The organism is Acidovorax sp. GW835-FHT14G06, from assembly GCF_058793595.1.
This window is the reverse complement of record NZ_JBXAGA010000012.1, coordinates 96,768-109,112: the sequence shown is the minus strand read 5'-3', so window position 1 is coordinate 109,112 and position 12,345 is coordinate 96,768. Positions and strand designations below refer to the sequence as shown.

General features: G+C 65.5%; 9 protein-coding genes and 1 tRNA gene. All 10 read left to right on the top strand.

Annotated features, from left to right (window positions below):
* The first annotated feature begins 29 nt into the window (after positions 1–29).
* A complete protein-coding gene (locus AC1Q64_RS20205) occupies positions 30–1,841 on the top strand; it encodes a M61 family metallopeptidase (RefSeq protein ID WP_492252567.1) in 1,812 nt (603 codons plus the stop codon).
* Between the two features lie 73 nt (positions 1,842–1,914).
* Positions 1,915–2,694, top strand: a complete 780-nt coding sequence (locus AC1Q64_RS20200; RefSeq protein WP_291432949.1) for an enoyl-CoA hydratase — start codon at positions 1,915–1,917, stop codon at positions 2,692–2,694.
* Positions 2,695–2,719: 25 nt separating this feature from the next.
* A tRNA-Met gene (locus tag AC1Q64_RS20195) sits at positions 2,720–2,796 on the top strand.
* Between the two features lie 168 nt (positions 2,797–2,964).
* Complete coding sequence (locus AC1Q64_RS20190) at positions 2,965–3,420, top strand: hypothetical protein (protein WP_492252566.1); 456 nt, start codon at positions 2,965–2,967, stop codon at positions 3,418–3,420.
* A 101-nt stretch (positions 3,421–3,521) separates the two neighbouring features.
* Complete coding sequence (gene miaB, locus AC1Q64_RS20185; protein ID WP_291432950.1) at positions 3,522–4,868, top strand: tRNA (N6-isopentenyl adenosine(37)-C2)-methylthiotransferase MiaB; 1,347 nt, start codon at positions 3,522–3,524, stop codon at positions 4,866–4,868.
* A gap of 43 nt (positions 4,869–4,911) precedes the next feature.
* Positions 4,912–6,378: a sensor histidine kinase gene (locus AC1Q64_RS20180; protein WP_492252565.1), complete on the top strand. Its 1,467-nt coding sequence runs from the start codon at positions 4,912–4,914 to the stop codon at positions 6,376–6,378.
* Complete coding sequence (locus AC1Q64_RS20175) at positions 6,368–7,045, top strand: hypothetical protein (protein ID WP_492252564.1); 678 nt, start codon at positions 6,368–6,370, stop codon at positions 7,043–7,045. Before AC1Q64_RS20180 ends, AC1Q64_RS20175 begins: the two co-directional genes overlap by 11 nt.
* Before the next feature lie 14 nt (positions 7,046–7,059).
* Positions 7,060–8,472, top strand: a complete 1,413-nt coding sequence (locus AC1Q64_RS20170; RefSeq protein ID WP_492252563.1) for a sigma 54-interacting transcriptional regulator — start codon at positions 7,060–7,062, stop codon at positions 8,470–8,472.
* Positions 8,473–8,654: 182 nt separating this feature from the next.
* Positions 8,655–10,226, top strand: a complete 1,572-nt coding sequence (locus AC1Q64_RS20165) for a glucan biosynthesis protein G (RefSeq protein ID WP_492252562.1) — start codon at positions 8,655–8,657, stop codon at positions 10,224–10,226.
* The gene (gene mdoH / locus AC1Q64_RS20160) at positions 10,199–12,286 is read left to right on the top strand and encodes a glucans biosynthesis glucosyltransferase MdoH (protein WP_492252561.1); all 2,088 of its coding nucleotides are present in this window, start codon (positions 10,199–10,201) and stop codon (positions 12,284–12,286) included. The genes AC1Q64_RS20165 and mdoH overlap by 28 nt, the downstream gene beginning before the upstream one ends.
* Positions 12,287–12,345 lie beyond the last annotated feature (59 nt).

The window sequence follows — 12,345 nt, the reverse complement described above, 5'->3', positions numbered from 1 at the left end:
CCCTGCGCAGCCCTCCCGCTGCACACACCATGCCACTTGCCCGCAAAGCCCCTGCCGCAGACGTTCACTACCGCATCGAACCCACGGACCTGCACGCGCATCTGTTCACGGTGACGCTCACGGTGCGGCGCCCCGCGGCGTCCCAAGAACTGTCGTTGCCGGTCTGGATTCCTGGCAGCTATCTGGTGCGGGAGTTCTCCAAAAATCTGCAGTCCCTGAAGGCCCAACAAGGCCAACGCGCGCTGCAACCAGTCCAGCTGGACAAGCACCGTTGGCAGGTGCAATGCACTGATAACAAGCCCTTGGCACTGACCTACCAGGTGTGTGCCTACGACAGCTCCGTGCGCACTGCCTGGCTGGACGCGTCACGTGGCTTTTTCAACGGCACCAGCCTGTGCCTGCGCGTGCACGGACAGGAGCAACAGCCCCACACGCTAGAGCTGGTGCGCACTACAGCCACCGCCGCATGGGCAGCCGCCACGGGCTTACGGTCACTGACGGTGGATAGACAAGGGTTCGGCCTGTATGCAGCGGCCGACTACGATGAACTGGTGGACTGCCCGGTGGAGCTGGGCCACTTCTGGGTCGGGCGCTTCAAAGCCGGTGGCATTGCCCATCAGTTTGTAGTGGCGGGTGCGGCTCCGTCGTTCGATGGCAAGCGCCTGCTGGCCGACACGCAGAAAATTTGTGAAACCGCCATCCGTTTCTGGCATGGCGAAGGCAAGGCGCCTTTCAAAACCTACGTCTTCATGCTCAACGCCGTAGGAGATGGTTATGGCGGGCTGGAACACCGCAACTCCACGGCGCTAATCTGCGGGCGGCGTGACCTGCCGCGTCAGGGCGAGGCAAGGGCCACTGAGGGCTACACCACGCTCCTGGGCCTCATCAGCCACGAATACTTTCACACCTGGAACGTCAAGCGCCTGCGGCCCGCCGAGTTCACGAGCTACGACTACACCCGGGAGAACTACACCGAGCTGCTGTGGTTCTTCGAGGGTTTTACCAGCTACTACGACGACCTGCTGCTGCGCCGCGCGGGGCTGCTGGACGACGCGACATACCTCAAGCTCATCACCAAAACCATCAACCAGGTGCTGCAAACGCCGGGCCGGTCGGTACAAACCGTGGCCCAAGCCAGTTTTGACGCGTGGGTGAAATACTACCGCCAGGACGAGAACACACCCAACGCCACCGTCAGCTACTACACCAAGGGCTTATTGGTGGCTTTGTGCCTGGACCTGGCCCTGCGGCGCGAGGGCAAAGCCACGCTGGACGATGTGATGCGCGCACTGTGGGAGCGCTGCGCGGGCGGCCCGATGACCGAAGCGGACCTGCGCGCCGTGCTCGAGGAGCTGACCGGTCGCCCATTCGACAAGGAACTGGCGCATTGGGTGCACAGCACCGTAGACCTGCCGCTATCGGAGCTTCTGGCAGCCCATGGCGTGGCACTCAAGGCCGACCGGCCACAACTGGCCCAGCGCCTGGGCCTGCGCGTGGCCGAGAACCACAGTGTGCAGATCAAGACCGTCCTGCGAAGCGGAGCCGCAGAGAAGGCGGGCATGTCTACGGGCGACGAGTGGCTGGGCGTAGAGGTGCAAGGCCACGGCTGGCGCATCAGCAAACTCGACGACGTCACTTTTTACGCGGGCAACCACACGAGCCTGTATGCACTGATTGCCCGCGACGGGCAACTCATGCGACTGCCATTGGAACTGCCTCCGGCCCAAGCGGCTGGAGTCCGCACCAAAGGCCGACGCAACACAGCCAGCGGATCCATGACCCCAGACACCATCAGCCTGACGGTGACAGACGCCGCAGCGCTAGGTCGCTGGCTGGCCTGACGGCAGCAAAGCACCACCGGCTTGGGTATATTGCAGCAGCTTCCATATCCAACCATAACCCCCAGGAGATTTCATGGCTTACGAAACCATCGAGGTGCGCGTTGAAGCGGACAAGGTCGGCATCATCACCCTCAACCGCCCCAAGCAGCTCAACGCGCTGAACGACCAACTCATGAATGAACTGGGCGCAGCCCTCAAGGCGTTCGACGCTGACGAGAAGATAGGCTGCATGATCGTCACCGGCAGCGAAAAGGCTTTTGCTGCGGGCGCGGACATTGGCGCCATGGCCAAGTACAGTTTTGCCGACACCTACAAGGGCGACTACATCACGCGTAACTGGGAAACCATCCGCTCCATCCGCAAACCCGTCATCGCAGCCGTCAGCGGCTTTGCATTGGGCGGCGGCTGCGAGCTGGCCATGATGTGCGACTTCATCATCGCCGCCGACAACGCCAAATTCGGTCAGCCCGAAATCAAGCTGGGCGTGATCCCTGGTGCCGGTGGCACGCAGCGCCTGCCCCGCGCCGTGGGCAAATCCAAAGCCATGGACATGGCCCTGACAGGCCGCATGATGGACGCAACCGAAGCCGAGCGCGCCGGACTGGTCAGCCGCGTGGTGCCTTACGACAAGCTCATGGACGAGGCGCTGGGCGCCGCCATCATCGTGGCGGGCTTCTCCCAACTGGCCGTGATGGCTGCCAAGGAATCGGTCAACCGCGCCTTCGAGGGCACGCTCGCCGACGGCGTGATGTTCGAGCGCCGCCTGTTCCACGCGCTGTTTGCCACGCAGGACCAGAAGGAAGGCATGGACGCGTTCATGAACAAACGCGCCGCGAACTTCACACACCAATAATTTTTGTTCTATAATTCTGGTTTCCGGTCGTATAGCTCAGTTGGTTAGAGCGCAGCATTCATAATGCTGATGTCGGTGGTTCAAGTCCACCTACGACCACCAAATACAAAAACCCACAGTGCGGCAACCCACTGTGGGTTTTTTCTTTGAGGCGAGCCCCAGAACCTGTTCCTGTGCCCATCGAGGCACGGAGCCACTTGACTTGCCAGAGGGATGTGCCACGCTGGCAACCCCGCCTAGAATTGTGCCTTCAGCCCCTGGATGTAAACCATGAACCGCTGCACCACACACTCTCCCAACCCCTACCCAGCCCATCGTGCGTCCCGCCTCCGGCAGGCTGCACTGCTGGCAGTAGTGGCATGCACGGCACTCTGCGCCGTGGCACCTGCCTCCGCCCAGATACAGCCAGGCCTGGGCCTCTCACGCCCCTTCCCCGAAGCCGCACTGCGTGGCACGCTGAGCATCAACACCACGTCCGAAGCAACACTCAATGGCAAGACCATTCGTATGGCCCCTGGCATGCGTCTGTTCAGCCCACAGAACACCTTGGTCATGGCACATACGGTGCTTGGTCAGTCCTTCAAGGTCAACTACGTGCTGGAGAACAGCACCGGCATGCTGCATTCCGCATGGATCCTGACCGAAGGCGAGGCAGCACAGCCCCGCAAGGACAGCGACGCCGTCATCACCAACATCACGACCGGCTCGGGCGCCGCCCTGAAGTAACTCCTTTCCGGTGCGGCCACACAGCCACCGCGCCGTTGTGACATTCACAGTCTCAGCACCGTGCCGGGCGCGGTGTTTGCTTGCTCTTTTGCGAAATTGCCATGGCCAAAAAAGTCTTTATCAAAACCTTCGGCTGCCAGATGAACGAGTACGACTCGGACAAGATGGCCGACGTGCTGAACGCCGCCCAAGGCTACGAGCCCACGCAGAACGTGGACGAAGCCGACCTCATCCTCTTCAACACCTGCTCGGTGCGTGAGAAGGCGCAAGAAAAGGTTTTCAGCGACCTGGGCCGCATCAAGCACCTGAAGGCGCGCGGCGTGAAGATCGGCGTGGGCGGGTGCGTGGCCAGTCAAGAGGGCGCCGAGATCATCAAGCGCGCGCCCTACGTGGACGTGGTGTTCGGCCCCCAGACCCTGCACCGCCTGCCCGAGATGCTGAACCAGCGCGAGCGCCTGGACAAGCCCCAGGTGGACATCAGCTTTCCCGAAATCGAGAAGTTCGACCACCTGCCGCCCGCGCGGGTGGAAGGCGCATCGGCCTTTGTGTCGATCATGGAAGGCTGCAGCAAATATTGCAGCTACTGCGTGGTGCCCTACACCCGTGGCGAAGAGGTGAGCCGCCCGTTTGACGACGTGCTGGTGGAAGTGGCGGGCCTGGCTGACCAGGGCGTCAAGGAAATCACCCTGCTGGGCCAGAACGTGAACGCCTACCTGGGCAAGATGGGGGGCACGGCCGAGATTGCCGACTTTGCGCTGTTGCTTGAATACGTGTCCGACATTCCGGGCATCGAGCGCATCCGCTACACCACCAGCCACCCCAACGAGTTCACGCCCCGTTTGATCGAGGCCTACGCCAAGCTGCCCAAGCTGGCCAGCCACCTGCACCTGCCCGTGCAGCATGGCAGCGACCGCATCCTGATGGCCATGAAGCGCGGCTACACCGCCATGGAATACAAAAGCACGGTGCGCAAGCTGCGCGCCATCCGCCCCAACCTGGCCATGAGCAGCGACTTCATCGTGGGCTTCCCCGGCGAGACGGAAGACGACTTCAACAAGATGATGAAGCTGATTGACGACATCCACTTCGACAACAGCTTCAGCTTCATCTTCAGCCCCCGCCCCGGCACCCCGGCGGCGGGCCTGCACGACGACACGCCGCACGACGTGAAGTTGCGCCGCCTACAGCACCTCCAAGGCGTCATCAACGCCAACATCAAGTCCATCAGCGAAAGCCGTGTAGGAACGGTGCAGCGCATTCTGGTCGAAGGCACCTCCAAGCGCGACGCCACGGAACTGATGGGCCGCACCGAGTGCAACCGCGTGGTCAACTTTGTAGGCCAGCCCCGCCTGGTGGGGCAGATGGTCGATGTGACCATCACCGAGGCCAAGGCCTATACCTTGCGCGGCGCGGTGCTGACCCACGAAACCGCCGCACTGGCCGGCTGACGCGCGGGCACAGACACAGCGCGCACCGCCCCACCTGGCTGCAATGCCCACCCCGAGCACACCACCCACCACGGCACCGCCACACGCAGAAGGCCTGCTGCATGGCCTCTCTTTCCAGCAACTGTTGCTGCTTGCGTTTGTGCTGATTGCAGTCTTGCTGGGGGTCAGCTCGCTGCGGGCCTTGCACACGCTGGAGCAGCTCATGGTGCTCAGCCGCCATGGCGCTGCCGAGGCCACCGCGCTGACCACGGCCGCGCAAAGCCTGAACCAACGCGGGCAAACCCTGGAGCGTGCGGCGCGGCAGTCCCTGGTGCTGCGCGATGCCCCCCTGCGCAGCAGCTTTGACGACATGGCGGTCGAAGCCATCACCGTGCTCGACCACCTGCAGGCCGCCGGCTTGCCCGCCGCGCAGACCGAGGCGTGGCGCACCCACCTGGAGGCCATCAAAGCCCTGCTGGACGCTCCACCTGACCGCGCGCTCGACAACGAACGCCTGGTCGCCGAAGAGTTTGTGGCCCTGGAGACCTTGCACAGCACCATGGTGCAGACCGTGCAGGACATCAATACCCAACGCAACCAGGCGCTGCAGGACGAGGTGGAGCAAAGCCGCCGCAGTGTGACGCACCAGTTGGTGGGCGCCATTGTGCTGGCGCTGGTGCTGGCGTTGTCGCTGGGCATCTGGCTGGCGCGGCCGTTCAAACGGCTGGAAGGCGCAATCCGTCAGCTGGGCGAAAACCAGCTGGACCAGGCAGTGCTGATCTCCGGCCCGGACGACGTGCGCCGACTGGGCCAGCAGCTGGAGTGGCTGCGACTGAGGCTGCTGGAGCTGGATGCCGACAAGGCGCGGTTCCTGCGCCATGTGTCCCACGAACTCAAGACTCCGCTGGCCGCGCTGCGCGAGGGTGTGGCGCTGCTGCAGGATGGCGTGACAGGCGAACTCACCGTGGGCCAGCGCGAAGTCGCGCAGATCCTGCACCAAAACACGCTGCAGCTACAAGGCGAGATCGAGGCCCTTCTGCGCTTCAACGCAGCCGCCTTCGAAGCGCGCCAGCTGCAGCGGCGTGACACCGACCTGCTGGCCCTGCTGGAGGCCCAGGTCGAGGCCCAGCGGCTCCAGTGGCAGGCCAAGGGCCTGACCGTACGGGTGGAGGGGCCGCCCGTGCGCATGCCCGTCGACGCCGACAAGATCACCTCCGCCGTCAGCAATCTGCTCTCCAACGCCATCCGCTTTTCTCCACCCCAGGGCACAGTGCGGCTGGTACTCTCTCACCCCCCCGGTCAGGTGCGTCTGGATGTCTTTGACCAAGGCCCAGGCGTGGACCAAGTGGACCGTGACCGCGTGTTTGAACCCTTTTACCGGGGTGTTCGCCAGCCGGATGATGCCGTGCGTGGCACCGGCATTGGTCTGTCCATCGTGCAGGAATACGTGCAGGCCCATGGTGGCCAAGTGCGCTTGGTGGAAGAAGGCGCACACTCCATCTTTCGCATCGAACTGCCCCATGCCACCTAGCCCCACCACCCTGCCTTCATACGCCCTGCGGTGGCCGCTGCTTGCGCTGACTGCGCTGCTGGCGGGCTGCGCCAGCACCCCGCCACCACCCGCCCCCTCCAAGCCACCTCCGGTGGCCATGATCATTGCCGTGCCCGTGGCCCCGGCGATTGAAGTGGGTTCCACCGAAACACACGGCACGGAGGCCGACACCAACGCTCCCGTTGCCTTGCTGCTGGCCCAGACAGACCGTGTGCTCAAGCTCCCCCCCGCCGAACTGGCCAAGGAAATTGCCCGGCTCAACGAAGCGGAGGACGGCACAGCCGATACGCCGCTGCTACTGGCCACGGCCCTGGCACAAACGCGCCAGGCGGTGGACACCGCCCGTGCGCTTGGCCTGGTGCAGCGTGTGCTCGGCAACACCAGCGCCGCGGCACAGCCCCTGCACCCCCTGGCCCGGCTGCTGGAGGCGCGGCTGCTGCAACAACGCCGACTGGAGGACCAGCTCGAACGCCAGGCCCAGCAGCTGCGCGACAGCCAACGCCGCAACGACCAGCTCAGCGAACGACTGGAGGCCGTGCGTGCCATCGAGCGCAGCTTGAGCACGCGCCCCACGCCGGCACTGTCACCCTCAGCCCCCGCCGCACCTGCAGCGAGCAATGGCGCAGCGCCGCGGCCCACCCCCTGACCTACTCACCCGTCATGGCCTCTTCCGCCCCCACCGGCGCCGCCCCACCCGCCCGCATCCTGGTGGTGGACGACGACGCCGACATGCTGCGGCTGCTGTCGCTGCGCCTGAACGCTGCCGGGCACGACGTGGTGGCCGTGGGCTCGGCCGAGGCGGCGCTGGCCCAGCTGGACATTGCGCGCCCGCAGCTGGTGCTCAGCGATGTGCGCCTGCCGGGGCGCGACGGCCTGGCACTGTTCGACGAAGTGCGCGCCCGCCACCCCTCACTGCCCGTGATCCTGCTGACCGCTCACGGCACCATCCCCGACGCGGTGGAGGCCACGTCGCGCGGCGTGTTCACTTACCTCACCAAACCTTACGACGGCAAAGAGCTTCTCGAAAAGATTGCGCAGGCCCTGGCGCTCAGCGCCCCAGCCGTTGCGCAGCCGCATGCCAATGACGACTGGCGGGCCGAGATCGTGAGCAGGTCGCACCGCATGACGGACCTGTTGTCCGAGGCGTACATGGTCGCCCAGTCCGACGCCAGCGTGCTGCTGCGCGGCGACAGCGGCTCGGGCAAGGAGCTGCTGGCGCGCGCCATCCACCGTGCCAGCCCGCGTGCGGCTCGCCCGTTTGTGGCGGTCAACTGCAGCGCCATTCCCGAGGCGCTGCTGGAGTCCGAGCTGTTCGGCCACGTCAAAGGCGCCTTCACCGACGCGGTGAGCAACCACAAGGGGCTCTTTCAAGCCGCAGACGGTGGCACCCTGTTGCTGGATGAGATCGGTGACATGCCCCCCTCCCTGCAGGTCAAGCTGCTGCGGGTGCTGCAGGAGCGTGCCGTGCGCCCTGTGGGCGCCAGCCAGGCCACCCCCATCGACGTGCGCATCATCTCGGCCACACACCGGGACCTGGAGGCCGCCATGGCCGCCGCCCAGTTCCGCGAGGACCTGTACTACCGGCTGAACGTGGTGTCGCTGGTGCTGCCCACACTGGCCGAGCGGCGCGAGGACATTGCGCTGTTGGCCAACCACTTTCTGGACCGCTTGTCCCGCAAATACGACAAGCGCCTGTCGGGCTTTGCGCCCGAGGCGCTCAAGGCCCTGACGACGGCGGCTTGGCCAGGCAACGTGCGCCAGCTCTACAACGTGGTCGAGCAGGTGTGCGCCCTGTCCACCACCCCCCTGGTGCCGCTGACACTGGTGCAGCGCGCGCTGCGCACCCCGTCCACCCAGGTGCTGAGCTTTGCCGAAGCCCGCCAGCGTTTCGAGCGCGAGTACCTGGTGGGCCTGCTCAAGATGACCGACGGCAACGTGGCCGATGCGGCGCGGCTGGCGCAACGCAACCGCACCGAGTTCTACCGCCTGCTGCAAAAGCATGCGCTGACGCCTGGACAGTTCAAGCAGGATGCAGGCGATGCGGACGATGTCGTGGATGAGCGACACGAGTAAGTCCTTGATTCACAGGGTGTTTTGATCAAAGCACCCACCCCTTGTCGCCATCCGGCGACAAAAAGCGGGGGCTGATAGGCCCCCACAGGCCATTGCACAACTGCTTACACGCAGAGGCCACTCCAACCCGTTGATTTCAAAGCATTTTTTACAGCTGGCACAGGGTTTGCCCTATGCCTGGCATGCACGCAGTTTTTCCCGCCTTTTTTCGCCAGATCGGCAGGCGCGCAGGGCCCGCAATAGCCCTGGCCACCGCCCTGCTGGCCGGGGGCGCGCACGCACAGGGCTTTGACTTCGAGAGCGTGACCCGCCTCGCCCGCGACCGCGCCAGCCAACCCTACCGGCCGGTGAGCGACAAGCTCCCAGCCGAACTCGGCCAGCTCAACTACGACCAAGTGCGCGACATCCGCTGGCGCCCCGATCGCGCCCTGTGGCGGGCCGACAAGCTGCCCTTCGAGGCCATGTTCTTCCATTTGGGGCTGTACCAGAAAGAGCCGGTGCTGATCAACGAAGTGACGTCCCAGGGCGTGCGCCACATCCGCTACAGCCGCGCGGACTTCGACTACGGCAAAAACCAGGTGCGGCCTGATGCCTGGGGCGACCTCGGCTTTGCAGGCTTTCGGCTGCACAACCACCTCAACTCCAGCGCCTACAAGGATGAGCTGGTGGTCTTCCAGGGTGCCAGCTACTTTCGCGCGCTGGGCAAAGGCCAGCAGTACGGCCTGTCGGCACGTGGGCTGGCCATCGACACCGTAGGCGGTCGGGGCGAGGAGTTCCCCCGCTTCACCGAGTTCTGGCTGGTCAAGCCCGACACCAATGCTACGCAGGTCACGGTGTACGCGCTGCTCGACTCGCCGCGCGCCACGGGCGCCTACCGCTTTGACATCCAACCGGGCCCGCAGACCACCACCACGGTGCGCAGCCGCATTTTTGTGCGTGCCGCCTCCGGCAAACCGCCCATCGCCACACTGGGCGTTGCGCCGCTGACCAGCATGTTCTTCTTCGGCGAGAACCAGCCGCGCAAGGAGGACTTCCGCCCCGAAGTGCATGACTCCGATGGTCTGATGATCGCCACGGGCGAGGGCGAATGGCTGTGGCGCCCGCTGCAGAACCCGCGGCAGACGCTGGTCACTTCATTCGCCACCAAGAACCCCAAGGGGTTCGGCCTGATGCAACGCGACCGCCAGTGGGCCAGCTACGAGGACGTGGAAGCCCGCTACGAACGCCGCCCGAGCGCCTGGGTGCGCCCACTGCATGACTGGGGCGCCGGCCGCGTGGAGCTGGTGCAGCTGAACACCCCGGACGAGACCCACGACAACATCGTGGCGTACTGGGTACCCGCCCAGATGCCCGCGCCGGGCCAACCCCTCGAATTTGCGTACGAGCTGAGCTGGCAGGGCGAGGAGCAACAGCGCCCACCCAGCGCGTGGGCTACCCAGTCGCGCCGGGGCATGGGCTACACCAAGCTGTCCACCGAGGCGCTGCGCCAGCAGGCGCAATACGTGGTCGATTTCGAGGGCCCGGCTCTGAAGGCCCTGCCCGCAGACGCCACCGTGAAGGCGGTAGTGACCAGCGACGCCAACGGCAAGGTGCTGGAAAACATCGCCTACCGCAACCCTGCCACCGGCGGGTGGCGCATGACCGTTCGCATCCAGCGCCTGCACGCCGACAAGCCCGTCGAGCTGCGCGCCTTTCTCCAACACGACAACCACGCTGTGAGTGAAACATGGACGCACATCAGTCTTCCCGAGTAAGCCCTCATGACCCCCACGGCACCCACGCACCCACAGGCCCTGCCGTGGTGACGCGGCGCGGCGCGGCCTGCCACCGGTCGGCCCCCAGCCGACGCAGCACGTTGCGCGAAGAGCGCCACCCCAACGCGGTGACGGCACCGCCCGTGCACCGGGGTTCCATGGTGCCCCTGCCCTGGCGCGGGTTCTGGAACAGCCTGGGCACTGCCATGCTGCTGCGCCTCACGGGCCGCACGTCTTCGCAGCCTGCCTCGGCCCTGGCTGCACAAGCCCCCACCGAACCCACCGCCGCCTGGCAAGGCGCAGCCCAGCGCCGCCGCTGGACGTTTGCGCTGCTCACCGTGCTGGCCACCGCCCTGGCCAGCACCCTGTTTGCCAGCGTGCAACCCGACTATGAAAACGCGTGGCTGGGCTACGGCCAGATTGCGTTGTTTGCGCTGCTGTCCGCTTGGGTGGTGACCGGCTTTTTGACCGGGCTGATGGGCTTTTGGGTGATGTTGCGCGGCGACCGGCATGCGCTGTCGGCGCGCAGCGTGGCAGAGCACACGCTGGCGCCCGACGCGCGCACCGCCATCATCATGCCGATCTGCAACGAAGACGTTGCCACTGTATTTGCCGGGCTGCGCGCCACCTGTGAGTCGGTCGCGGCCACCGGCCATGGGACTACCTTCGACGTGTTTGTGCTCTCCGACAGCAACGACCCCGCTATTGCCCGCGCCGAGCGCGCCGCCTGGGAAGAGCTGCGCAGCGCCCTGGCGCAGCACAGCCAGCAACCCCAGGTGCAGGTGTACTACCGCCTGCGCACGCGCCGCACCCACCGCAAGGCGGGCAATGTGGCCGACTTCTGCCGCCGCTGGGGCAAGGACTACCGCTACATGGTGGTGCTGGACGCCGACAGCGTGATGAGCGGCGACTGCATTGTCTCTATGGCCAAGCTGATGGAGGCCAACCCTGCGGCCGGCATCATCCAGACCGCCACGCAGGCGATTGGTCACGTCACGCTGCACGCCCGCGCGCAGCAGTTCGCATCGCGCGTCACGGGCCGCCTGTTCACGCTGGGCATGCAGTACTGGCAGCTGGGCGAATCGCACTACTGGGGCCACAACGCCATCATCCGCGTGGCGCCGTTCATGCAGCACTGCGCCCTGGCGCCCATCCCTGGCAAGGGAGGTCTGGCGGGCGGCATCATGTCGCACGATTTCGTCGAGGCCGCGCTGATGCGCCGTGCTGGCTACCATGTCTGGCTGGTGGCCGACCTGATCGGCAGCTATGAACAACAGCCGCCCGACCTGCTGGCCGAGCTGCAGCGTGACCGGCGCTGGTGCCAGGGCAATTTGCAAAACGCACGCCTGATGGCAGAGCCCGGCATCCACGCGGTGCACCGGTCCATGTTCGTCACCGGTGCCATGGCCTATCTATCGGCGCCGCTGTGGCTGGCCTTTATGACCCTCGGTACGGCGCTGTGGCTGTCGGGCGCCAAGCTGGTGGCAGACTGGCACATCCTGCCCGCCGAGCTGCTCGCCCTGTGGGTCTGGACCTTGTGCCTGCTGTTCCTGCCCCGCATCCTGGGCGTGACGGCGGTGTTCATGCGCCGGGAACAAAAGCAGTACGGCGGCGCTTTCAGCCTGCTCAAGAGCGCCGTGCTGGAGAGCGTCATGGCCATCCTGCAGGCGCCGGTGCGCATGCTGGCGCATTCGCTGTTTGTGCTGATCGCGTTGACCGGCCTGAAGCTGGAATGGAAATCCCCCCCACGCGAAGCCCACGCCGTGCCTTGGCGCCACGCCGTGCGCCAGCTGGCCCCCATGAGTGCAGTGATCGCCCTGCTGGCAGCGGGTGTGGCGCTGATCGACAGCAGTGCGCTGTTGTGGCTGATGCCCGTGGGCCTGCCGCTGGCGCTGGCGATTCCGCTGGCGGTATGGACCAGCCAGATCGCGCTGGGCCGTGCGCTGCGTGCACAGCGGCTACTGCTGATCCCTGAGGAGTCGTGGTCACCTCCGGTACTGCGCCGTGCCTGGTTGCACGCCAGCCGACTGGCGCGGCCCGTGGCGTTGCAAGCCGCCTGAGGCGCCGCATAGAACGACCGTCCATCGCCCCATAAAAAAGCCGACACACGTGTCGGCTT